This is a genomic window from Streptomyces sp. NPDC059524 (assembly GCF_042749255.1).
In the GTDB taxonomy this organism is placed as follows: domain Bacteria; phylum Actinomycetota; class Actinomycetes; order Streptomycetales; family Streptomycetaceae; genus Streptomyces; species Streptomyces xanthii.
The window spans coordinates 26,740-47,506 of sequence record NZ_JBHYTK010000013.1 but is presented as its reverse complement, the minus strand read 5'-3'; the positions used below and the strand labels follow the sequence as shown (position 1 = coordinate 47,506).

Here is a 20,767-nt window from a genome sequence, read left to right as displayed (position 1 = left end):
GGCCGGCGTCAGGCCGTGATGGGGCGGACCCGGGCGATCAGGGCCGTCAGCTCGTCGAGCTCCTGCGGGGTCAGATCGGTGAGCGGGGCGCGGACCGGGCCCGCGGGGTGACCGGTGGCGGTCATGCCGGCCTTGACGATGCTGACCGCGTAGCCGGCCTGCCGGTTGCGGATCTCGGTGTAGGGGAGCACGAACTCGGCGAGCATGCGGGTGACGTCGGCCTGCCGCAGTTCACGGACGGCCGCGTAGAAGTCGAGGGCGAACTCCGGCAGGAAGTTGAAGATCGCCGACGAGTACGTGGTCACCCCGAGCTGGAGGTAGGGCAGCGCGAAGGTCTCGGCGGTGGGCAGACCGCCGATGTAGGTGAGGCGGTCGCCGAGCCGGGCGTGGATGCGGGTGACGGTGTCGATGTCGCCGACGCCGTCCTTGTAACCGATGAGGTTCGGGCAGCTGTCCGCGAGGCGGGCGACGGTCTCGGCCGCGTAGACGGCGTTGGCGCGGCTGTAGACGATCACGCCGAGGGACGTGGCGCGGCAGACCGCCTCGACGTGCCGGGCCAGGCCTTCCTGTCCGGCCTCGGTGAGGTAGGGCGGGAAGAGCAGGATGCCGTCGGCGCCGGCCCGCTCCGCGGCGGCCGCCAACTCGACGGCGGTGGCCGTCCCGTAGCCGGCCGGGGCGAGGATCGGCGTGCCCTCGGGCGCGCTCCGCACGGCGGCCGTGACGACCCGGTCCACCTCGGCGGGCGTCAGCGAGAAGAACTCGCCGGTGCCGCCCGCCGCGAAGAGCCCCGCGGCGTCGTACTTGCCCAGGCGGGCGATGTTCTCGCGGTAGGCGTCCTCGTCGAACGACAGGTCGGCGGCGAAGTGCGTCACGGGGAACGACAGCAGTCCGGAGCCGATGCGGCGGCCGAGTTCTGCCGGGGTGTAGCGCGTCATGGGGTGCTGCTCCTGGTGGCTGGGGCGGGGCGGGCGGGGCGTGGCTGGGGCGCGGAAGTCGGGTGGCTGGCTGGGGAGTTGGAGGAAGCGGCGCGGGTGCTCAGGGGCGGCGGCCGGCCTCGTGCTCGGCGACGGTCCAGGCGCGGGCCTGGTCGCTGAGGGTGAAGCCGAGTCCGGGGCGGGACGACACGTGCATGCGGCCGTCGCGGATCTCGATCCGCTCGTCGAACAGCGGCTCCAGCCAGTCGAAGTGCTCGACCCACGGCTCGATCGGGTAGGCGGCCGCGAGGTGGAGGTGGATCTCCATCGCGAAGTGCGGGGCGAGCTGCAGCTGGTGGTGCTCGGCGAGCGCGGCCAGCTTGAGGAACTGGGTGATGCCGCCGATCCGGGGCGCGTCGGGCTGGATGACGTCGGCGGCGTCGTGCCGGATCAGCTCCACGTGCTCGGCGACGCTCGCCAGCATCTCGCCGGTGGCGACGGGCGTGTCCAGGGAGGCGGCGAGCGCCGCGTGACCCTTCGCGTCGTAGGCGTCGAGCGGCTCCTCGATCCAGACGAGGCCGAACTCCTCCAGGGCGCGGCCCATCCGCTGCGCCGTCGGGCGGTCCCACTGCTGGTTGGCGTCGACCATGAGCGGCACGTCGTCGCCGACGTGCTCGCGCAGCGCGGTCAGGCGCGCGAGGTCGTACTTCCCGTCCGGGTGACCGACCTTGATCTTGATGCCGCCGATGCCGTTCGCGAGGGAGGCGGTGGCGTTGTCGAGGACCTCCTCGGTGGGCGCGTGCAGGAAGCCTCCGGAGGTGTTGTAGCAGCGCACCGAGTCGCGGTGGGCGCCCAGGAGTTTGGCGAGCGGCAGTCCGGCCCGCTTCGCCTTCAGATCCCACAGGGCGATGTCGAACGCGGCGACCGCCTGCGTGGCGAGACCGCTGCGCCCGACCGAGGCGCCGGCCCAGACGAGCTTGGTCCAGATCCGGCCGATGTCGCTGGGGTCCTCGCCGATGAGCTGGTCGGCGATCTCCTTGGCGTGGGCGAACTGGCCGGGGCCGCCGGCCCGCTTGGAGTAGCTGAACCCGACGCCCTCGTGGCCCTGTTCGGTCGCGATCTCGACGAACAGGAAGGCCACCTCGGTCATCGGCCGCTGCCGGCCGGTGAACACCTTCGCGTCGCTGATCGGCGTCGCCAGCGGCAGCGTGACCGAGGACAGGCGCAGCCAGGCGACCCGGTCCAACGTGGCCTCGCCCGCGGTCCGGAAGGTGCCGGGTGTCGTGTTCGTCGTGGTCGCCACATCGTGTCCCTGGGTAGGCGGGAAGGGGGATCGGACCGGGGCGGGCGGGGGGCACCGCCGGGGCCGACGCCTTCGACGCTAGGGCCCGCCATTGATTTACGTCCAACATAAGTTTTGGATGTCACGATCCAAGAACAGCATGACGGAATCGACGGCTCCGCATGGCAGAGTCAAGGCCGGAACCGCCGACAGGCCGACGAGGGAGTACGCGCTTGTTCACCCTGACCCAGCTGACGTGCTTCATGGCCGTGGCGGAAGAACTGCACTTCACCCGGGCCGCCGAGCGCCTGCGCATGACCCAGCCGCCGCTGAGCCGGCAGATCCAGCTCCTGGAGCACGAGCTCGGCGTACGCCTCCTGGACCGGACGAACCGGACCGTGCGCCTCACCCCGGCCGGCCGGTCCTTCCTCGGCGAGGCCCGCCGCATCGTCCGCCAGGCCGAGCACGCGGCCCTTGCCGTACGGCAGGTCTCCTCGGGCGAGACCGGTTCGATCGCCGTCGGGTTCACCGCCGGCGGCGCCTACTCCGCCCTCGGGGAACTGCTCGCCACCTCGCGCGGCGCGCTGCCCGACGTCGAGATCCTGCTCCACGAGCTCGTCACCCGCGACCAGTTGGAGGCGCTCAGCGAGGGCACCCTCGACCTCGGGCTCATCCGGCCGTCCGCGATCGGCTCCGACCTGACCTCCCGCACCGCCGTCCGCGAAGGACTCGTCGCCGCGCTGCCCGCGGACCACCCGCTCGCGTCCGGCGACGGACCGCTCGAACTGGCCGCGTTCCAGGGCCAGGACTTCCTCATGTACTCCTCCGTCGAGGCCCGCTACTTCCACGAGCTGCTGCTCACCACGTTCCACACGGCGGGCGTGCGCCCCGTCTTCGTCCAGTACCTCAGCCAGGTCCACAGCATGCTGGCCCTCGTCAACTCCGGCTGGGGCGTGGCGCTCGTCCCCGAGGCGGCCACGAGCATGCGCTACGCCGGGGTCGCCTACCGGCCGCTGGACCTGCCCGACGATCCCCGCCCGGTCGAGCTGGACCTCGTGTGGCGCAAGGACAACGACAACCCGGCGCTCGCCGCCCTGCTGCGCCTCCTCTGAGCGCGCGGCCCTACGATCACGCACATGTCACTCACCTCACCCATACCCGTTCTGCACAACTCCGGTGGATCCACGCTCCGTTACGAGGACGGGGCACTCCTCCTGAGCCGTTCCGGCGAGGAGGCGCGGATCCCGCTCCCGGTCATCGCGCGGATCCGCGCCGAAGGACGCGCCGTCGCCGTCGAACTCACCGCACCGGCGGGAGCGGCGCCGGCCGTGCACCGGCTGGACGACGTGAGCGAGGCCGCCGCCGTACTCTTCGCCGACGCGGTCACCGCGGTCCTGCCCGAGCGCGATGCCGGAGCGGAGCCGGCCGACGGCTCGGCACTGGTCGTCGTCCGGGCCCTGACCGAGACCCCGGACGAGGAACGAAGACGCAGGAGCAGGCGCCGGACGCGCATCGGCATCGCCTCGGCCGGCTCCGTCTTCCTCGCCCTCGCGCTCGCCGTCGGCATCCACGGCCAGCCGATCGTCGCGCTCCTGACCCTGCTCGTCGGGCCGGTCGGCGCGGCGAGCCTGGCCTACGCGTGGATGGGCGTCGAGGACCTCTACCTCCAGTGGTACCTGCCGCGCCGGGGCATCACGGTCCAGGCCCGGCGGGTCGGGCAGTCGCGCATCGCGGGCGGTACGTTCCAGACGTACGTCTACACGGATCTGCACGGAGAGAGCCGGACCGCGCACCATCGGGGCGGCGGCGCGACCGTGGAGGTCGCCTACCACCCGGACAAGCCGCACATCGTACGGATCCCCGAGTCGGGCGGCCAGAAGGCCGGATCGGTCGCCGTGGCCGTTTTCCTGGTCCTCTTCGGTCTCCTCGTCGAACTCGCGACCGTCTACCTGCTCTACGCGGCCTTCGTGGACGGATACCCGGGCTACGGCCCGTCCTGACCGTCCCCGGCGACAGCCTTCAGGGACAGGGAGACCTGCCCGGTGCGGGGCTCGGCGACGATCACCTCGGCGGTGATCCGCCGGCCCGCCTCGACGACCTCGCAGGGGTGGGAGACCGGCGACGAGGACAGCTCGGGTATCCGGATCAAGCCCGTGCACCTGCCCTCGGGCTCCCCGTCGACATGCACGAACGCCCCGAAAGGCCGCACACTCGCCACGGTCCCCGTGACTCTCTGCCCGGGCTCCAGCCCGGCCAGAAAGGCCCGCAGGGCCGGAATCTCACACGCCCGGGCCGACAGCAGAAGAGCCCCGTCCTGCTCCCGGACACCGAACTCCTCGGCCTCGACCCGCTGCCCGGCCTCGAAGACCTCCCGCGCGCTCCCGCCCGGCCGCATCGAGACCTCACCCGCGGGAATCCGCCCCGGCGCCCCGTCCTCGCCCGCCCGCACGATCACGTCACCGCCGTCGAACCCGACGACCTCGACCACGCGCACGGGCCCAGGCCGCCGCCGGCCGGCGAGTTCGGCCCGCAGCCGGGCATAGGGATCGGGAGTGTTCATCCCCCGACGCTAACGCGGCGGGGCCTGCCGAGCGGGGGCCGTCAGGCGGGCTCGCGGCTGAAGGCGTTCACCAGCGCCTCGCCGAAGGCCGGGAGGTCGTCCGGTTTACGGCTGGTGATCAGGAGGTTGGGGCCGTGGTCGCAGAGGCGGACCTCCTCGTCGACCCAGGTGCCGCCCGCGTTGCGGATGTCCGTCCGCAGGCTCGGCCACGACGTGAGCACCCGGCCGGAGACGACGTCCGCCTCGACGAGCGTCCACGGGGCGTGACAGATGGCGGCGACCGGAAGGCCCCGGCCGAAGAAGTCCCGTACGAAGGAGACCGCCCCGGCGTCCATGCGCAGGGCGTCGGGGTTGGCCACGCCGCCCGGCAGGACCAGGCCGTCGAACGAGGCGGCGGTCGTGTCGGCGACGACCTCGTCCACGGGGAAGGTGTCCGCCTTGTCGAGGTGGTCGAAGGCCTGGATGCGGCCGGGCTCCGTGGAGACCAGAACCGGCGTGCCGCCACTGTCGGAGACGGCTTTCCACGGCTCGGTCAGTTCGACCTGCTCCACGCCCTCGGGCGCTGTCAGAAACGCGATACGCATCGTCCCGCTCTCCTTCGCTCGGCGTCCACGGGCCCCCGGGTACCCGGCGGTGTCCCGGCGACACCGAGCGAGGAGAAGCGCGAGGAGAAGCGGTGGGCTCAGCGCTTGATGCCGACCCCCGCCCACAGGCTGATCTGCGCGTCCGAAGGCTCCGTGCCGTCGGCGGGCGCCGCGGGCCGCCAGCGGTGGCAGCAGACGATGCCCGGCTCGACCAGGTCGAGCCCGTCGAAGAAGCGCAGCACGTCGTCGTGCTTGCGGAACTGCACCGGCGACCCCGACTTCGTGTACACCTCCGCCACCTTGTTCCACGTCTCGGGGTCGAAGTCGGGCGTGCAGTGGTTCATGGCCAGCGCGCTGCCCGCCGGGAGCGGGTCGAGCAGTCGGCGCACGATGGCGTACGGGTCGTGCGGGTCGGTGATGAAGTGCATCAGTGCGTTGAGCGACAGGGCGATCGGCTGGTCGAAGTCCAGCACCTCCGCGTCCTGTACCGCGTTCAGCAGTGCCTCCGGGTCCCGGACGTCGGCCTCGACGTACGCCGTACGGCCCTGCGTCGTGCTGCGCATGAGGCGCTCGGCGTACTTGAGGACCAGCGGGTCGTTGTCCGCGTACACGACCCGGGCCTCCGGAACGACCGACTGGGCGACCTGGTGGAGGTTGGGCTCGGTGGGGATGCCGGTGCCGACGTCCAGCCACTGCCGGATGCCGTGCTCCTGGGCCAGGACCCGTGTGGCCCGGTGCATGAACGCCCGGTTCTCCCGCGCCGTCACGTACAGCCCCGGATGGGCCTGCGCGGCGACCAGGGCCGCCTCCTTGTCGATCTCGAAGTGGTCCTTGCCACCGAGGAAGTAGTCGTACATCCGGGCCGAGTGCGCCTTGCTGGTGTCGAGATCCCGGCCGGCCTGCCTGGTGCTCATGTGCTCCCCTTCACGCGTGTCTCCGTCGGCTTCCGCGCCGGCTGTCGCTCGGCCCGTGGGCCAGGGGGCGCGACCGGTGCCGTCGCCCCTCGTGCCCGCCGGTTCACCCGGCGGTCAGATGATCGGCCAGACCCTCCTTGACGCCGCGCACGAACGCGGCGATCTCCTCCGGCGCGTAGATCAGCGCGGGCCCGGCCGGGTCGGTCGACTGCCGTACGGCCACCCGGCCGTCGGCGAGCAGCTTCGTCTCGACGCACTGGCCGCCGTTCGGACCGCTCCAGGGGCGCTCCCAGCCCTGCTCCCCGAGGTCGCGGGCCGGCATCCCGTTGTAGACGCCCTCGTCGGTGATCGTCATGAGTACTCCTTGCGCATGCGGTTCAGGAGCGCCTTGCTGTCCTCCGACGACGTCATCAGCGCCATGCGGGAGTGCGCCTCGAGATGGGCGACGACGTCGACGCGCTGGTCCAGGTACACGGACGCGGACAGCAGCTCGCTGTAGACGATGTCGGGCAGCTCGGGCTCCTCGAACCGGAAATACGTGAACGGGGCACACGCCCCGAAATGCGCGCCCGCGGCGAAGGGCACGATGTCGAGGCTGATGTGCGCGAGCTCGGAGGCCTCCAGGAGCCAGTCGATCTGCTCGCGCATCACTTCCGGTCCGCCCACCACCCGGTGCAGGACCGCTTCCTCCATGACGACCCACAGCGTGGGCGCGTCGGGCTTTGCCAGCAGGCTCTGGCGGCGCAGCCGCAGCTCCACACGCCGGTCGAGGTCCTCCTCGCTGCCGTTGGGCAGCCCGCCGCGCAGCACCGCGCGCGCGTAGTCGGCGGTCTGCAGCAGGCCGGTGACGTACTGGGGTTCGTAGGTGCGCAGCGTCTTGGCGCCGGTCTCCAGACTGACGTAGGCGGTGAACCAGCTGGGGACGGCGTCGCGGTAGGAGTGCCACCAGCCCGGCTCGTTGGCCTGCTCGGCCAGGTCGACGAACTCCTCGATCTCCTGACGGCCCGCGCCGTACGTCTCGAGGAGCTTCTCCACGTAGAGGGGTTTGAGGGCGACCTCGGCCTTCTCCAGCCGACGGATCGTCAGGGACTTCACGCGCAGAGCCCTCGCCGCGTCGTCCAGCGAGGCGCCGGCGGCCAGCCGCATGTCCTGCAGCCTGCGGCCGAGGATCATGCGCAGAACCGTCGGCGCGCTGGTGGCGGACCGGGCTTCACTCACGCCCAACCTCCTGAAGGATCATCAACATCGCCATTCTGGCAGTGACTTGAAGACGACGCCAGGGTGATACCCGCGCTGCTGAAATTATCAGGGAGTCGGTTGCAGCCTGAACGTGATCACGCGCATAGTGGCCATGTGAGCGGTCGAGTCACAGCTTCGACGCGGCATCCGGCCCCGAGGGGCCGCCCGATGCCGGTGCCGTCGTCGGCGATCCGGCGCAGGGGGTCCGGCCCGGCACTCACCGCTCACCGCGCGAGCCGCGGCCCGCGTCCCCACACCGCGCCCGCCCCTCGGACGGCACTGGAAGGCGACATCCGTGCATCTGCCCACGCCCTCGGCCCCCGCCCCCGCCTTAGCGACGAACGCGCAGCCCCGGGAGTACTGGTTCGGCCTGCCCGCCCTGCGTACGAGCGCGAGATCGGCCCGCGACACCGTGCGCGACCGGCTCCGTGCCTGGGAGGTGCCGGGGGACACGTGCTGCGACGCGGTGCTCCTGGTCTCCGAGCTGACGACGAACGCGGTGCTGCACACCGGCAGCGGCCGGGTCCTGTGCGGCCTCACGCTGACCGGCGACGAGCGGCGCCTGCGCATCGAGCTTCACGACGAGGGCCGCGTCCCGGTCCACCCGACCGCGCACCGCGCGGGCCCCGGAGAGGAGAACGGGCGGGGACTCTTCCTCGTCCAGCAGCTCGCGGACCGCTGGGGCTCGGCCCACTCGACACGAGCCGAAGGCAAGGTCGTCTGGGCGGAGTTGACGGCCCACCCGTGACGGCCTGGCACGGCGGCTTGCCCGTGACCGTCGAGGGCGACGGCTCACCCGTGACGGCCTGGCGCGGTGGCCTGCCCGTGACTGTTCGGCGCGGTGGCGCGCCTGTGACTGTCCGGGGAGACGGCTCGCCCGTGTCAGTTAGGCTCGGTGGCGCACCTGTGACTGTCGGGGGCGACAGCTCTCCCGTGACGGCCTGGCGCGGTGGCCTGCCCGTGGATGTTCGGCGCGGTGGCGCACCTGTGACTGTCCGGTTCGGCGGCTCGCCCGTGGCTGTTCGGCGCGGTGGCCTGCCCGTGACAGCTTGGCTCGGCGGCTCACCCGTGACGGCCTGGCGCGGTGGCGCGCCTGTGACTGTCCGGGGAGACGGCTCGCCCATGCCAGTTGGGCTCGGTGGCCCGCCTGTGACTGTCCGATTCGGCGGCGCGCCCCTGGGTGGCCGACGCGACGGCCCGCCCGTGACTTCCTGGCGCGGTGGCCCGCCCGTGACTGCCCGGTTCGAGGGGCTAGCCCTGACAGCCCGGCCCGACGGCCCACCCCGGAAAGTCCAGCCCGACGGGCTGTCCCTGGCCGTCCAGTCCGACGGGACGTTCCTGACGGCGTGGCCGGTGACGGCCGGCGTCCTCGCACGACCCCTCCGCGTCCCCTTCGCGCGGCGGGGCGCACCCTCTCCCCGACCGACCGGCAGAAGGCGCCCATGACCCCCCACAGAGACACCGCTTCCTCACCCGTCGTGCTGTACGTGTGCGCCGACCGGACCCCGGGCCTGCCGGGGCCGGCCACGCAGTGTGCGCGGACCGAAGGCCACGCGTTCGCCCGGGAGCGCGGCATGACGATCGCCGAGGTCGTCACCGACACGTACGGCGAGCCCGACCCGGCCCGGCGCACGGGCTGGCGCCGGGTGAAGCAGCTCGTGCAGACGGGCGACGTCACCGCGGTCCTGGTGCGCTGGCCCAGCGCCATCGCACCGGAGTCCGCGCACGAACTCCGGCACCGCGAGACCGACTGGCTGCGCGACCACGGCGTCCGCGTCCGCTACACGTGGGCCCCCCTGACGGCGCGGAGCGGCGAGGCCTGCTGACACCGGCCCCGCCGTTCCCCGCCCCGCCCGTTGCCCTGACCCGTCAGGTCACTTCGCGGCCGACGCCTCCGGGGTCAGCACGACGAAGTCCGCGCGGGACGGGTCGAGGCACACGGCCAGCCGGCCCACGCCCGGGGCGTCGTCCGGACCCATCTGGACGCTGCCGCCGTGCCCGGTCACCTGCGCGACCGTCGCGTCGCAGTCGCCGACGTCGAACACCGGGTGCCAGTACGGGCGTCCGTCCGCGAGGGCGAGGTGCTCCGCGGGGAGCTGCATCAGCCCGCCCTGCATACGCTCCGGGGGCAGCCCCGCGGGCGTGATGAGCGTGTACGTGCCGCCGCCGCCCGGCAGCTCCATGTCGGAGAACTGCCAGCCGAAGACCGCGCCGTAGAACTCCTGCGCGGCCTTGGCGTCGGTCGTGTAGAGCTCCGTCCAGGACAGCGCGCCCGGGGCGTCCACCAGCTCGACACCCGTGTCCGAACCGGGCTGCCAGGCGGCGAACTGCCCGCCCAGGGGGTCGGAGTACTGGGCCATGCGTCCCCACTCGCCGAGGTCCCTCGGCGCGACGCGCACGGAGCCGCCGGCGCGCTCCACGGCCTCCGTCGTCGCGTCGGCGTCGGCGACGGTGTAGTAGATCATCCAGGCGGGACGGGCACCCTGCTCGGTGAGCTTGCCCAGGCCGGCGACGATCTTGCCGTCCTTGCGGAACATCCCGCCTTCCATGTCCTCCCCGCCGCCGCTCATGGGCTCGTAGTCCCAGCCGAGCGTGGAGCGGTAGAAGGCCGCCGCGGCCGGCACGTCGGGCGCACCGAGGTCGAGCCAGCAGGGCGTGCCGGGGGCGAAATCGGTGGTGATCATGGGCATTCCTTTCGCAGATGCCGTACGGGCCCCAGCCTGCCACCGGGGACCGACACCCGCCCCTCGGCCGCGGCCCGGCCGGACGTCCGCCCAGGTGAGCCGTGGTCGGGTGCATGCCAGCTGGTGCGAGGCGGACGGGCGCGGTGTAGGCAGGAGTCATGCCACAGCGATCCGAGGGGCTCCGTGGGCCGGCGCGGGCGAGCCGTTCGCTGGTCGTCGTGCCGGTCGCGTGGATCGTCGCGGTCGTCGTGATCGACGTCCTCGCGCCGCCCGACGTCCACCTCGGGCCGCTGCTGGTCGCGGCCCCGGCGATCACCCCGTCGTTCGGCGGCCCCCGGACCGTGGGGGCGATCGCCGCGCTGGCGGTGCTGGCCCAGGCACTCATCGGCGTTCTGCGCGACCCCGACGCACTGTTCTCGGCCAATCACCAGGCGCAGATCATCGCCCTGGCCCTGGTGGGGATCTGCCTCGTGGTCTTCTGCGTCGTGCGGGACCGCAGGGCGGAGGAGCTGATGCGGGTGCGGTCGGTGTCCGAGGCCGCCCAGCGCAGTGTGCTGCCTCCGCTGCCCAGCCGGATCGGGCCGCTGCGCGTCGCCTCCCGCTACCTCGCCGCGCAGGCCGAGGCGCAGATCGGCGGGGACCTGTACGCGGCGGCACGCACCACCTCCGGTACCCGGCTGATGGTCGGTGACGTGCGGGGCAAGGGGCTCACCGCGGTGAGCGACGCCGCGCTGCTGCTCGGCGCGTTCCGCGGCGCGGCCCATCGCCAGGCGGGCCTCGGGGAGTTGGTGGCCTATCTGGACCGGAGCGTGTGCTGGGACCTCATGGAGCCCGGCGAGACGCTCCGCCCCGGGGAAACCTTCATCACCGCCGTCTTCCTCGACATCCCCGACGACGGAGGCGCCGTCCAGATGATCTCCTGCGGGCACCCGCCGCCGATCGTCCTGCGCGACGGCCGGCCCACGTCCATGGACGCGACCCGGCCCGCGCCCCCGCTGGGCCTCGGCGAACTGACGCAGGCGCGCTACCGCGTCGACCGGTTCCCCTTCGAGCCGGGCGAACTGCTCCTGCTCTACACGGACGGCGTGACCGAGGCCCGGGAGCCCGGCGGCCCCTTCTACCCGCTCACCGAGCGCGTCACCGGCTGGACCGAGAAGGACCCCGACCGGTTCCTGCACCGCCTGCGGAGCGATCTGCTGCGGTACGTGGGCGGGCGCCTCGACGACGACGCCGCCATGATCGCGATCGGCCGGCCCGCCGAGCCCGAGACGGGCTGAACCCGCGGGCCGCGCCCGGGAAACGCGGGTGCGCGCCGGGAACCGGATTCCTATCCTCGGCGGATGAAGCCGCCCGAGTATCCGCCCAAGCCCGTGCCCGGCGACCGCGTCGCGGTCCTCTCGCCCTCCTCCGGGCTCCCGGGCCTCCTCCCGCTCCCGTACGAGCTCGCCCTCGAACGGCTGCGCACGGAGTTCGGCCTGGAGCCCGTCGAGTACCCGTCCACCCGGAAGATGAACTCCACGCCCCAGCAGCGCGCCGACGACCTCCACGCCGCGTTCGCCGACCCGGACATCAAGGCGGTGCTGGCCAGCATCGGCGGCGACGACCAGATCACCGTGCTCCCGTTCCTGGACCGTGAGCTGATCCGCGCCCACCCCAAGCCGTTCTTCGGCTTCAGCGACAACACCAACCTGCTGCTGTTCCTGCGGAACCTGGGCATCGTCGGCTACCACGGGGGCTGCCTGATGACGGAGTTCGGCCGCCCGCACAGCCTCCACCCGCTGACCGCCGAGTCCCTGCGCGCCGCCCTGTTCACCCACGGCCCCTACGAACTGCGCCCCGCCGAGCGCTACCGCGACACCGACCGCGACTGGGCGGACCCCGCCACCTTCGAGGCGGAACCGGACTCGGAGCCGGCCGACGGCTGGATCTGGCACCGCCCCGAGCGCACCGTCGAGGGCCGCGCCTGGGGCGGCAACCTGGAGATCCTCTCCTGGCTCCTCATGGCCGACCGCGAGATCGAACGGGACGTCTCGGCCTACGAGGGCGGCATGCTGTTCCTGGAGACGTCCGAGGAACTCCCGCGCGCGGAGGAGGTCCACCGGATCCTGCGCAACATGGGCGAACGCGGCCTGCTGGCCCGCTTCCCCGCCCTCCTCATGGGCCGTGCCAAAGCCTGGTCCTTCGATCGCCCGAACGACCTCCAGGCCCGACGGCTCTACGCCGACGAGCAGCGCGAGGCGGTCCTGCGCGCCCTGGCCACGTACGCCCCGCACACGATGGCCGTCTTCGACGTGGACCTGGGCCACACGGATCCCCAACTGGTCATCCCCTACGGAGGTCTGGTCCGCGTGGACGGCCCGGCCCGGCGCATCACCGTGACGTACTGACCCGGCCGCCCCGTTCAGAAGGGCACGGTCACCCCCGCGTCGCGCAGCACGAGCAACGCGCGGCCGAGACACTCCCCGGCGGTGGCACCGTCGGCCCGCAGCCCGTGCGGCAAGGGGCCACCGCTCGCCGCGAAGGTCCACGGCGGGAGGCCCTCCCGCATGCGCGCGGCATCCACGCGGAGCAGGGCGTCGACGCCCTGCTCGCCGAGCCATTCGAGGATGAGCGGCGTCGCGTCTTCGATGCCGCTCACCTCATCGAGCTTCGGCCATCGGTTCTTCGGGCTGCGCATGGGCACCACGCTACGCGGGCCTGGCCCCGTCACCGGCAGCCTGCCCCAACGTCGTCGCGATGGCGGCGAACGCGGCGGCGTGGCCACGGGCGTTGGCGTGGACGCGGTCCTCGGCGTAGATGGACGGGTCGGCGGACAGCGGGTGGTGGTGGGTGTCCACGTGGACGCCGCCGAGTTCGCGGGTCAGGGCGGCGGTGATCCGGTCGAGTTCGTCGAAGCGGCGGGCCATGCCCTCGGCGTGCTCCGGCGGGACGAGGCCAGAGCGGGCGAGGTCGAACAGGCCGATCGTGACGACGAGGGCGCCGGTGCCGGCGAGGGGCGCGAGGAGCGAGGCCAGACCGGAACGCAGCGCCACCGGGTCGAAGGCGCGGAACGCGTCGTTGCCGCCCGCGCTCACCAGCACCACGTCCGGCGCGAACTCCAGCGCGGGGCCGAGCTGCCGGTCGCGGATCTCGTCGAGCAGGAGATACGGCACCGCGAGGTTGACCGCCGCGAAACCGGGGCGGGTGGCGGCGAGGGCGTCGGTGAAGCGGTCGGCGAAGGAGCGGTCGAGGTAGCCGGGCAGCGGGTCCATCACGCCGGCGGTGACGCTGTCGCCGAGCACCGCGAGACGCTGCCACGGACGGTCGCGGAGCAGTTCGGCGGCGGTGTCCGGGGCGATGCAGTGCGGGTCGGCCCGTTCGGCGGCGAGATCGGCGGGCGGGCGGCGGGGGGCTTCCGAGGTCCGCGAGGTTCCGTAGGTCCGAGAGGTCATCGCTGGTCTCCTTCGTAGGCGTGGGCGGCGGCCGCGGGGCGCGGCGCCGGCGGGGGAGTGCCGCGCAAGGCGAGACCGCCGAGGGCGGCGGCCAGAGCGACGCCGGCGGCGAACCAGTACACGGCGGCGTACGGGCGCGCACCCGCACCCGAGACCTCCGCGACGATCACGGCGGTGGCGGCGATGCCGAGGCCGCCCCCCACCTGCCGGGCGGCCATGACCATGCCGGTGGCGGCGGCGAAGTGCCGCGGCGCGACGGAGAGCGCGGCCGCGCTGGAGACACCCACGGTGGTGAGGCCGACGCCGAGGCCCATGACCGTGCCGGTCGGGAGCCAGAGCGTCCAGAAGTGCGGCTCGGTGCCGACGAAGAGGGCCAGCGCGGCCGCCGAGGCCGCGATCAGGGCCGAGCCCGCCACCACCATCGTGCGCGGGGCGATGCCGATGCCGAGCCGTCCGATGCCGACTCCGACCAGGGCCGTGACGAGCGCCGCCGGGCTCATCGCGAGGCCGGCCTCCAGGGCGGAGTAGTGCCAGGCGTCCGTCATGAAGAGCACCCCGAGCAGCATCGTGGTGAAGAGCCCCGCGCCGTACGCGAGGGAGACGCCGCTCGCGACGGCGAAGGACCGGCTGCGGAACAGGTCGAGCCGCAGCGCGGGACGCGGATGCCGCAGCGCCCGCAGCACGGTCGCCGCGCCCGCGATCACGGTGGCGCCGAAGGCGGCCGTCACGTACGCGGAGGTCCAGCCGTGCCCGGGGCCCTGCGTCAGCCCGTACACCGCCGAGCCGACGGCGACGGCGAGCAGGAGGCCGCCCACGAGGTCGGGGCCCCGTCCCGCTCGGGACTCGGCGGCCGGGAGCCTGCGTCCGGCGATGAGCACCCAGACGCCGACCGGCAGGTTGAGGCAGAACAGGGCCCGCCAGTCGAGCACCTCGACCAGGACGCCGCCGAGGGCGGGCCCCGCGGCGGCGGCGAGGGCGCCCGCCGCGCTCCACACGCCGATCGCGGCGCGCCGGCGTTCGGCCGGGATCTCCGCGAGCACGAGCCCCAGCGAGGCGGGGACCAGCAGGGCGGCGGCCAGCCCCTGGACGGCGCGCGCGCCGAGCAGCACGGGCAGGTCCGGGGCCACGGCGATGAGCAGCGAAGCGGCGGTGAAGACGGCGACACCGGCCAGGAACAGGCGGGCCCGGCCCACCGCGTCGGCCAGCGGCCCGGCCGGGGCGAGCAGCGCGGCGAACGGGATCACGTAGGCCGTGGCGACCCACGACACGGTGGTGAGCGAGACGTCGAAGTCGGCGGCGATCGGCGGCACCGCCAGATTCGTCACGGTGGCGTCGAGAAAGCTGAGGAAGGTGCCGGCGCAGGCGAGCAGCAGGGCGAGCGAGGCACGGCGCGCCGAGGCGCCGGGCGAGACGGTCGAAGGGGCAGCCGAGGCGTCGGGCGGAGGGGCGGCCGAAGGGTCGGGCGAGGAGGCGGGCGGGGCGGAGCCGGAAGGCGTCATGGCGAGGATTTAAGAGTACGATCGTTCGTACGTCAATGCCGTACGGTCGTTTGCTAAACTCCTTCGCATGGCAGGACGTGCATCGGCTCAGGCAGCGCTCGAGACCCGGCGATCGGTGCTGGGGGCCGCCGCCGAACTCGCTTCGGTGGAAGGTCTGGACAGCGTCACGATCGGCCGCCTCGCGGACCGGCTCGGGATGAGCAAGGCGGGCGTGATCGGACAGTTCCGAAGCAAGGAGAAGCTCCAGCTGGAGACCGTGGAGCTGGTCATGGACGCCTTCCGCACCCAGGTCTGGGAGCCGGTGCGCCACCTCGACCCCGGCCTGCCGCGTCTGCTCGCGGCCTGCGCTGCCTGGGTCCGCTACGGCGCCGATCCCGGCTACTCGGGCGGCTGTCTGCTCACCCAGGTCACCTACGACTACGACGGCCGCACCGGCGCCGTGCACGACCGGATCGCCGAGGGCCGCGGCCGCTGGCGCGACACCTTGCGTCGCGACATCGAGACCGCCGTGGCCGCGGGCGACCTTCCGCCCGGCACGGACACGGCCCAGGTCGTCTACGGCCTGGAGTCCCTGGCCGCCGGCATCACCCCGGCGCGCCTCCTGCACGGCGACAGCCGGGCGGAGGACTGGGCGCTGCGCGGCATGCGGGCCGTCCTGGGCGTTCCGGCGACGGACTGAGCCACGCCCGGCCCGGATCGTCGGGACGACCCGACGCCCTGCCTCAGGGCATCGGGACGACCGCGACCGGGGCGGTGCTGTGGTGCACGACCGTGTGGATGACGTGGCCCAGGCGCGGGCCGACGGGGAGCTTGCGGGGGCGGTGGCCCACGATCACCAGCTCCGCGTCCTGCGACGAGTCCTCCAGACGGTCTCCGGCGGGGCCTTCGACGGCCCCGGCGGTGGCCTCCACGTCCGGGAACCGTTCGAGCCAGGGCGTCAGCCGCTCGTCGAGGCTGCCGAGCGCCCCGATCCGTTCCTTCTCGCCCATCTTCGGATCCATGACACCGCCGTATCCGTAGAAGGTGGGCAGCGGCCGGCTGTACAGGAACCGGATCGGGGCGTTGCGGCGGGCCGCCTCCGTGAAGGCGAAGGCCAGCAGGGGGTCGCAGGAGTGCTCGATGTCGACGCCCACGACGATCCCGCGGGACGCGGCGGCCCGCTCGGTCTCCCGCGCCCGGACCAGGACGACCGGATGCCGGGCGCTGCCGAGGACCGACAGGGCGACCGAGCCGGAGACGAAACCGTGCACGGTCCCCAGCCCGCGCGAGCCGAGCACCAGCAGGTCGGCCTCGTCCGCCGCCGCCGTGAGCTCGGCCGCCGGCCGGCCGTGCAGCCGCTCGGTGAGGACCTCCAGGTCGGGGTGCTCCCGCCGGGTGCGGTCGGCCTCGTCCCGGAGCAGCGCGTCGATCCGCTCGGCGTGCAGCCGGTCGTCCTCGGACGGCGCCTCGTCCTTGCGCTCCACCACGTGGGCCAGCCGCAGCGGAACCTCGCGCAGCACGGCCTCGCGGGCCGCCCAGCGGGCGGCGGCGACACTCTCGGGGGAGCCGTCCAGCCCCACCGTGACCTGGGCAGTCATGACTACCTCCACAAAGCCGGCCGTTTCACTCCTTCCAGGTTCGTACAGCGGGCTCAGCCGCGCAGCAGCACGGGCTTGCGGGCGAGGAAGGTGGCGTAGGTCCGGTCGGCGCCCTCGGCGGGTTCCTCCACCAGGCGTGCGGTGAGGGCGAGGCCCGCCCCGGTCAGGAGCGCGGCGATGCGGTCCGGGGGCAGCAGGTAGGACGCGTAGGAGACCGGATGGCCGCCGTACGCCTCGGTGGGGCGCAGATGTTGTCCGGTCCCGACGTGGCCGGCCAGCATCAGGCTGGCGCCCGGCGCGAGTGTCCGGTGGAACTCGCCGAACAGCAGCGGCAGCGACTCCGGTGGGGTGTGGTGCGTGGAGTAGTACGCGAGGACGCCGCCGAGCGCGTCGTCCCTGATCGGCAGCGAGGTCATCGAGCCGACGCCGAACCACAGGTCCGGATGGGCGGCGCGGGCCAGACCGGCCATGGCGGGGGAGAGGTCGATGCCGAACGCCGGCACGTTCCGCTCCGCCAGATAGGCCGTGACCCTGCCCGGTCCGCACCCCAGGTCCCCGACGGGCCCGAGCCCCGCCGTCCGCGTCGTCTCCGCGAACACGTCGAGCATCCCTCGCGACAGCGGATCCAGCTCCGCCGGGGTCTTGACCCGCTCGACGTAGGCGGACGCGACCCGGTCGTAGGACTCCTGGACGGCGGCGAGATGGGAGAGGTCGGGCATGCCGGGGACTCTAGTTCGCGGGGCCGGGCCGTTCCGGCCGTTGAGGTGTTCCCGGGTGATTCCCCGCGCTTCGGCGACTGCTCCCGGCCAATTCCCGTTGTCTCAGCGGGTGATCGGCGTCGCTCCGGTCACCGAGCATCTCGAGCGAGGCGCGGCCGGCGGCCTCTGGGACCCGACGGCCTGACAGTCCGTCAGTCGTGCGGCGCCTGACCGCTGACGCGGTGGTCGGCGTGGCTGAGCGCCTCCATGACCAGCCGCCTCAAGTGCCCGTCGGTCAGCCGGTAGTGGACGTACCGGCCCTCGCGGCGCGTCTCGACGAGGCCCGCGAGCCGCAGCTTGGCCAGATGCTGACTGACGGCCGTGCGCGACACGGCGCACCGCTCGGTCAGCGTGCTCACGTCCGACTCCTCCAGCGCGAGGAGCCACAGCAGGTGCAGTCGCGTCGCGTCGGACAGCAGCGCGAACACGCGCGTCGCCTCGGTGAGCCGGGCGGCGTCGGGCTCGCGCAGATGCGCACCTGCCGCAGCTGGGACTGGTTCGCGTTCGGGCATGCGGCAACCCTAGAGCCCGGGACCGTCATATGCCCATAACCATCATGTGCGCAGATGCGCACATGATGGTTATGCTCAGGGGGTCGCCGACGCCCGGGGAGCCGCCGCATGCTGTCCGTCCTGCGTGATCGCACCTACCGCCGTCTGTTCGCAGCGCAGGCCGTCGCCCTCACCGGCACCGGCCTCGCGACGGTGGCGCTGAGCCTGCTCGCGTACGACATCGCGGGCAACGGCGCGGGCCGGGTCCTCGGCACCGCGCTGGCGATCAAGATGGTGGCGTACGTGCTCGTCGCCCCGGCCCTCGGCGCGTTCGCCGCCCGGCTGCCGCGCCGGACCCTGCTGGTGGGCGCCGACCTGACCCGGGCGGCGGTCGCCCTGTGCCTGCCCCTCGTCGACCAGGTCTGGCAGGTCTACGTCCTGATCTTCCTGCTGCAGTCGGCCTCGGCCGCGTTCACCCCGGTCTTCCAGGCGGCGATCCCGGACGTGCTGCCCGAGGAGCGCGACTACACCCGGGCCCTGTCGCTGTCCCGGCTCGCCTACGACCTGGAGAGCCTCTTCAGTCCCGCGCTCGCCGGGCTGCTGCTGACCCTGGTGACGTACGACCGGCTGTTCACCGGCACCGTCCTCGGCTTTCTGGCCTCGGCCGCCCTGGTCGTCTCCGTCACCCTGCCCAAGCCGGCCGCCGCGCCGGCCGCCGGCTCCGCCCGCCCGAAGGCCACCGCGGGCGCCCGCCTCTTCCTCCGCCTCCCGCAACTGCGCGCCCTGCTCGCGCTCAACCTGGCCGTGGCCTGCGCGAGCGCCCTGGTCACCGTGAACTCCGTCGTGTACGTCAAGGGCGTCTTCGGCCTGTCCGCCGGTTCCCTCTCCCTCGCCCTGGGCTGCTACGGAGCCGGGTCGATGGCCGTCGCGCTGCTCGTGCCGCGCGTCCTGGACCGGGTGCCGGACCGTCGGGTCACGCTCGGCGGCGCCCTGCTGCTGACGGTCGCCTTCGCGGGGACCGGCGCCGTCACGGCCGGGCGGGACGGGAGCTGGCGGTGGCCGGCCCTGCTGGCGGCGTGGGCGGTGTTCGGCGCGGCGTGTTCGATGGTGCTCACGCCGACCGGCCGCCTGATCCGGCGCTCGGCACCCCCGGCGGACCGGACGGCGGCGTTCGCGGCCCAGTTCTCGCTGTCCCACGCGTGCTGGCTGCTCACTTATCCGCTCGCGGGCCGGCTCGGCGCCACGGCCGGACTCGGCTGGGCCGTCGCCGCGCTCGGCGCCCTCGCGGCGGGCGCGGGCCTGACGGCGGTACGGCTGTGGCCGGCGTCGGCGCAACCGGCGGCGCGGGACCGGCACCCGGCCGTCGATCACGAGCGCCGCGGCCTCGCGCCCGGCCACCCCCACCACCGCGTCACGGGTCCGATCGACGCCCGTCCGGGGGGCGTAGACGCGTCGTCCGGCGCGCCGCCCATCATGCGCAGCATCCCCAGGCCGCCGGTGCCGACGAAGCGCGCGAAGCCGAGGATCAGGGCCCAGGTGACCTCCCAGGTCATCGCGCCGGCGATCTCCAGGGCGTGCAGTACGGCGTGCAGTGCGGCGTCCATGGGCGCGTCTCCTCGGGGGCGGACGGCAACGGGCCGGTCGGTGGGCGGGGCGGGCGGGTGAAGCGGCCGGTTCCGGGCCGGGGTGGCTCCCCGGGGTGCCGGAACCGGCCGCCGTCGTGCGTCGGCCGGCGGATCAGAGCCGGTCGAGGATCTTCTTCATCCGGGTGATCTCGGCGCTCTGCCCCTTGATCACGTCAGCGGCGAGCTTCTTCGCGTCGGCGTTCTCGCCGTGCTTCCGCTCGTCCTCGGCCATGGCGATCGCCCCTTCGTGGTGGGCGGTCATCAGCCGGGCGAACTTCTTGTCGAAGTCCTTGCCCCGGGCGGCCTCGAGGTCGTCCATGTCCTGGTCGGACATCATCCCGGCCGTGCCCGAGCCACCCGAGTGGTCCATGCCGGGCATGTCGCCGCCCTCGTGCTGCGAGGAGCCGGCCGTCGGACGGGGCTCGCCCCAGGCGCTGAGCCAGCCGTTCATCGTGCTGATCTCGGGATCCTGGGCCTTCTCGACGGCGGCGGCGAGGCTCTTCACCTCGGGGTCGGCGGCGCGGCCGTCGGCGAGCTTCGCCATCTCCAGGGCCTGCCGGTGGTGCGGGATCATCTGCTGCGCGAACGTCACGTCCGCGTCGTTGAAGGCGCCGCCCGGTGCGGCCGAGGCGCTGTGGTCCATCCCGGGCATCGACGTGTGGCCGGACCCGGAGTCCTCCGACGAGCCGCAGGCCGCGAGGGCGAGGGCGAGCACGGCGGTGGCCGCGGCGGTCGCGAGGGCCCGGCGGCGTACGGGAGTGACGGGAGTGGTTCGGGTGACGGGAGTCAGGGGGGTGGCGGGGGTGAAGGGGTTCTTCACGGGCATGGTGGGTGTCTTTCGGGTGGGCGCACCCGGGTGCGGGCGCGCGGGAACGGGCATGACGCGGTCGCCGTCCCCGTCCGGAAGCCCTGGGGCAGGGCTGGGAGGGGGAGCGGCGGGCGCTCGTCACGTCCGCGCGACACACACCTGGATCAGGAGCCCTCGGCCGCCCCACGGCGGCCCGCGATAGGCCCGGCCGGCCGCGCCGGGCCGGCACCCGATCAGCCAGGTCATGAACAGGGCAGCCAGGCCGAACACCAGAACCGTGTCCGCCGACGGCAGCGGCAGGCGGGGGGGGGGGGGGGGGGGGACGCCCCGTTCCCCCGCCCCGCGGCCCCCCCGCGGGGCGGGCGGGGCGGGGCGCGCCGGGGCCGCCGGGGGCCGCCAAA

Annotated in this window: 23 protein-coding genes; 8 read left to right on the top strand and 15 right to left on the bottom strand. The window is 73.5% G+C overall.

What is annotated here, in order from left to right; genetic code table 11:
- Positions 1-8: 8 nt before the first annotated feature.
- Together kdgD and ACFW9D_RS06240 are read right to left on the bottom strand one after the other, a co-directional pair.
- The gene (gene kdgD, locus ACFW9D_RS06245; RefSeq protein ID WP_384618488.1) at positions 9-935 is read right to left on the bottom strand and encodes a 5-dehydro-4-deoxyglucarate dehydratase; all 927 of its coding nucleotides are present in this window, start codon (positions 933-935) and stop codon (positions 9-11) included.
- Between the two features lie 100 nt (positions 936-1,035).
- The gene (locus ACFW9D_RS06240; protein ID WP_384618485.1) at positions 1,036-2,217 is read right to left on the bottom strand and encodes a mandelate racemase/muconate lactonizing enzyme family protein; all 1,182 of its coding nucleotides are present in this window, start codon (positions 2,215-2,217) and stop codon (positions 1,036-1,038) included.
- A 212-nt stretch (positions 2,218-2,429) separates the two neighbouring features.
- On the opposite strand from ACFW9D_RS06240, the gene ACFW9D_RS06235 reads away from it, so the two are divergent.
- Positions 2,430-3,308, top strand: a complete 879-nt coding sequence (locus ACFW9D_RS06235; protein WP_384618483.1) for a LysR substrate-binding domain-containing protein — start codon at positions 2,430-2,432, stop codon at positions 3,306-3,308.
- Positions 3,309-3,332: 24 nt separating this feature from the next.
- Positions 3,333-4,196, top strand: a complete 864-nt coding sequence (locus tag ACFW9D_RS06230) for a hypothetical protein (RefSeq protein ID WP_384618480.1) — start codon at positions 3,333-3,335, stop codon at positions 4,194-4,196.
- Here ACFW9D_RS06230 and ACFW9D_RS06225 read toward each other — a convergent pair.
- From ACFW9D_RS06225 to ACFW9D_RS06205, 5 genes are all read right to left on the bottom strand, one after another.
- A complete protein-coding gene (locus tag ACFW9D_RS06225) occupies positions 4,181-4,756 on the bottom strand; it encodes a S1 RNA-binding domain-containing protein (protein WP_384618477.1) in 576 nt (191 codons plus the stop codon). The genes ACFW9D_RS06230 and ACFW9D_RS06225 overlap by 16 nt on opposite strands.
- 41 nt (positions 4,757-4,797) lie before the next feature.
- On the bottom strand, positions 4,798-5,340 hold the full coding sequence (locus ACFW9D_RS06220) for a type 1 glutamine amidotransferase domain-containing protein (protein ID WP_188335747.1): 543 nt from the start codon (positions 5,338-5,340) through the stop codon (positions 4,798-4,800).
- 98 nt (positions 5,341-5,438) lie between these two features.
- Positions 5,439-6,254, bottom strand: a complete 816-nt coding sequence (locus ACFW9D_RS06215) for an SAM-dependent methyltransferase (protein WP_384618474.1) — start codon at positions 6,252-6,254, stop codon at positions 5,439-5,441.
- Between the two features lie 103 nt (positions 6,255-6,357).
- The gene (locus ACFW9D_RS06210; protein ID WP_188335745.1) at positions 6,358-6,609 is read right to left on the bottom strand and encodes a DUF397 domain-containing protein; all 252 of its coding nucleotides are present in this window, start codon (positions 6,607-6,609) and stop codon (positions 6,358-6,360) included.
- The gene (locus ACFW9D_RS06205) at positions 6,606-7,472 is read right to left on the bottom strand and encodes a helix-turn-helix domain-containing protein (RefSeq protein ID WP_384618471.1); all 867 of its coding nucleotides are present in this window, start codon (positions 7,470-7,472) and stop codon (positions 6,606-6,608) included. Before ACFW9D_RS06205 ends, ACFW9D_RS06210 begins: the two co-directional genes overlap by 4 nt.
- A gap of 316 nt (positions 7,473-7,788) precedes the next feature.
- Between ACFW9D_RS06205 and ACFW9D_RS06200 the strand changes: the two genes are divergently transcribed.
- Together ACFW9D_RS06200 and ACFW9D_RS06195 are read left to right on the top strand one after the other, a co-directional pair.
- A complete protein-coding gene (locus ACFW9D_RS06200; protein WP_384618468.1) occupies positions 7,789-8,241 on the top strand; it encodes an ATP-binding protein in 453 nt (150 codons plus the stop codon).
- Positions 8,242-8,935: 694 nt separating this feature from the next.
- Positions 8,936-9,319 carry a recombinase family protein gene (locus ACFW9D_RS06195; protein ID WP_223205856.1) on the top strand — a complete coding sequence of 128 codons (384 nt, stop codon included), beginning with the start codon at positions 8,936-8,938 and terminating at the stop codon, positions 9,317-9,319.
- A gap of 48 nt (positions 9,320-9,367) precedes the next feature.
- On the opposite strand, the gene ACFW9D_RS06190 is transcribed toward ACFW9D_RS06195, so the two are convergent.
- Positions 9,368-10,177: a VOC family protein gene (locus ACFW9D_RS06190; protein ID WP_188335743.1), complete on the bottom strand. Its 810-nt coding sequence runs from the start codon at positions 10,175-10,177 to the stop codon at positions 9,368-9,370.
- 158 nt (positions 10,178-10,335) lie between these two features.
- On the opposite strand from ACFW9D_RS06190, the gene ACFW9D_RS06185 reads away from it, so the two are divergent.
- Positions 10,336-11,454: a PP2C family protein-serine/threonine phosphatase gene (locus ACFW9D_RS06185; RefSeq protein WP_384618463.1), complete on the top strand. Its 1,119-nt coding sequence runs from the start codon at positions 10,336-10,338 to the stop codon at positions 11,452-11,454.
- Between the two features lie 63 nt (positions 11,455-11,517).
- The gene (locus tag ACFW9D_RS06180; RefSeq protein WP_384618460.1) at positions 11,518-12,564 is read left to right on the top strand and encodes a S66 peptidase family protein; all 1,047 of its coding nucleotides are present in this window, start codon (positions 11,518-11,520) and stop codon (positions 12,562-12,564) included.
- 14 nt (positions 12,565-12,578) lie between these two features.
- Here ACFW9D_RS06180 and ACFW9D_RS06175 read toward each other — a convergent pair whose 3' ends face one another.
- From ACFW9D_RS06175 to ACFW9D_RS06165, 3 genes are read right to left on the bottom strand one after another with little or no spacing between them, the layout of a single operon-like run.
- Positions 12,579-12,854 carry a hypothetical protein gene (locus ACFW9D_RS06175; RefSeq protein WP_384618458.1) on the bottom strand — a complete coding sequence of 92 codons (276 nt, stop codon included), beginning with the start codon at positions 12,852-12,854 and terminating at the stop codon, positions 12,579-12,581.
- Positions 12,855-12,864: 10 nt separating this feature from the next.
- Positions 12,865-13,608: an SGNH/GDSL hydrolase family protein gene (locus ACFW9D_RS06170; RefSeq protein WP_384618455.1), complete on the bottom strand. Its 744-nt coding sequence runs from the start codon at positions 13,606-13,608 to the stop codon at positions 12,865-12,867.
- Complete coding sequence (locus ACFW9D_RS06165; protein WP_384618453.1) at positions 13,605-15,107, bottom strand: DHA2 family efflux MFS transporter permease subunit; 1,503 nt, start codon at positions 15,105-15,107, stop codon at positions 13,605-13,607. The genes ACFW9D_RS06170 and ACFW9D_RS06165 overlap by 4 nt, the downstream gene beginning before the upstream one ends.
- 67 nt (positions 15,108-15,174) lie before the next feature.
- Between ACFW9D_RS06165 and ACFW9D_RS06160 the strand changes: the two genes are divergently transcribed.
- Positions 15,175-15,786, top strand: coding sequence for a TetR/AcrR family transcriptional regulator (locus tag ACFW9D_RS06160; RefSeq protein ID WP_384618451.1), 612 nt, complete (start codon positions 15,175-15,177; stop codon positions 15,784-15,786).
- Positions 15,787-15,829: 43 nt separating this feature from the next.
- Here ACFW9D_RS06160 and ACFW9D_RS06155 read toward each other — a convergent pair whose 3' ends face one another.
- The 3 genes from ACFW9D_RS06155 to ACFW9D_RS06145 form a co-directional block, all read right to left on the bottom strand.
- Positions 15,830-16,684, bottom strand: coding sequence for a universal stress protein (locus tag ACFW9D_RS06155; RefSeq protein ID WP_384618448.1), 855 nt, complete (start codon positions 16,682-16,684; stop codon positions 15,830-15,832).
- 53 nt (positions 16,685-16,737) lie between these two features.
- A complete protein-coding gene (locus ACFW9D_RS06150) occupies positions 16,738-17,403 on the bottom strand; it encodes a class I SAM-dependent methyltransferase (protein WP_384618445.1) in 666 nt (221 codons plus the stop codon).
- A 191-nt stretch (positions 17,404-17,594) separates the two neighbouring features.
- On the bottom strand, positions 17,595-17,954 hold the full coding sequence (locus ACFW9D_RS06145) for an ArsR/SmtB family transcription factor (protein ID WP_384618444.1): 360 nt from the start codon (positions 17,952-17,954) through the stop codon (positions 17,595-17,597).
- Between the two features lie 108 nt (positions 17,955-18,062).
- Here ACFW9D_RS06145 and ACFW9D_RS06140 point away from each other — a divergent pair, with 108 nt between their 5' ends.
- Positions 18,063-19,598, top strand: coding sequence for an MFS transporter (locus tag ACFW9D_RS06140; protein ID WP_384618441.1), 1,536 nt, complete (start codon positions 18,063-18,065; stop codon positions 19,596-19,598).
- A gap of 72 nt (positions 19,599-19,670) precedes the next feature.
- Here the strand turns inward: ACFW9D_RS06140 and ACFW9D_RS06135 are convergent, their stop codons facing one another.
- On the bottom strand, positions 19,671-20,384 hold the full coding sequence (locus tag ACFW9D_RS06135) for a DUF305 domain-containing protein (protein WP_384618440.1): 714 nt from the start codon (positions 20,382-20,384) through the stop codon (positions 19,671-19,673).
- Positions 20,385-20,767 lie beyond the last annotated feature (383 nt).

Excerpts from the sequence above, each read along its gene's own strand:
- kdgD (WP_384618488.1), bottom strand. The coding sequence starts at position 935 with ATGACGCGCTACACCCCGGCAGAACTCGGCCGCCGCATCGGCTCCGGA.
- ACFW9D_RS06230 (WP_384618480.1), top strand. The coding sequence starts at position 3,333 with ATGTCACTCACCTCACCCATACCCGTTCTGCACAACTCCGGTGGATCC.
- ACFW9D_RS06225 (WP_384618477.1), bottom strand. The coding sequence starts at position 4,756 with ATGAACACTCCCGATCCCTATGCCCGGCTGCGGGCCGAACTCGCCGGC.
- ACFW9D_RS06220 (WP_188335747.1), bottom strand. The coding sequence starts at position 5,340 with ATGCGTATCGCGTTTCTGACAGCGCCCGAGGGCGTGGAGCAGGTCGAA.
- ACFW9D_RS06215 (WP_384618474.1), bottom strand. The coding sequence starts at position 6,254 with ATGAGCACCAGGCAGGCCGGCCGGGATCTCGACACCAGCAAGGCGCAC.
- ACFW9D_RS06210 (WP_188335745.1), bottom strand. The coding sequence starts at position 6,609 with ATGACGATCACCGACGAGGGCGTCTACAACGGGATGCCGGCCCGCGAC.
- ACFW9D_RS06195 (WP_223205856.1), top strand. The coding sequence starts at position 8,936 with ATGACCCCCCACAGAGACACCGCTTCCTCACCCGTCGTGCTGTACGTG.
- ACFW9D_RS06190 (WP_188335743.1), bottom strand. The coding sequence starts at position 10,177 with ATGATCACCACCGATTTCGCCCCCGGCACGCCCTGCTGGCTCGACCTC.
- ACFW9D_RS06185 (WP_384618463.1), top strand. The coding sequence starts at position 10,336 with ATGCCACAGCGATCCGAGGGGCTCCGTGGGCCGGCGCGGGCGAGCCGT.
- ACFW9D_RS06180 (WP_384618460.1), top strand. The coding sequence starts at position 11,518 with ATGAAGCCGCCCGAGTATCCGCCCAAGCCCGTGCCCGGCGACCGCGTC.
- ACFW9D_RS06175 (WP_384618458.1), bottom strand. The coding sequence starts at position 12,854 with ATGCGCAGCCCGAAGAACCGATGGCCGAAGCTCGATGAGGTGAGCGGC.
- ACFW9D_RS06170 (WP_384618455.1), bottom strand. The coding sequence starts at position 13,608 with ATGACCTCTCGGACCTACGGAACCTCGCGGACCTCGGAAGCCCCCCGC.
- ACFW9D_RS06165 (WP_384618453.1), bottom strand. The coding sequence starts at position 15,107 with ATGACGCCTTCCGGCTCCGCCCCGCCCGCCTCCTCGCCCGACCCTTCG.
- ACFW9D_RS06160 (WP_384618451.1), top strand. The coding sequence starts at position 15,175 with ATGGCAGGACGTGCATCGGCTCAGGCAGCGCTCGAGACCCGGCGATCG.
- ACFW9D_RS06155 (WP_384618448.1), bottom strand. The coding sequence starts at position 16,684 with ATGACTGCCCAGGTCACGGTGGGGCTGGACGGCTCCCCCGAGAGTGTC.
- ACFW9D_RS06150 (WP_384618445.1), bottom strand. The coding sequence starts at position 17,403 with ATGCCCGACCTCTCCCATCTCGCCGCCGTCCAGGAGTCCTACGACCGG.
- ACFW9D_RS06145 (WP_384618444.1), bottom strand. The coding sequence starts at position 17,954 with ATGCCCGAACGCGAACCAGTCCCAGCTGCGGCAGGTGCGCATCTGCGC.
- ACFW9D_RS06140 (WP_384618441.1), top strand. The coding sequence starts at position 18,063 with ATGCTGTCCGTCCTGCGTGATCGCACCTACCGCCGTCTGTTCGCAGCG.
- ACFW9D_RS06135 (WP_384618440.1), bottom strand. The coding sequence starts at position 20,384 with ATGCCCGTGAAGAACCCCTTCACCCCCGCCACCCCCCTGACTCCCGTC.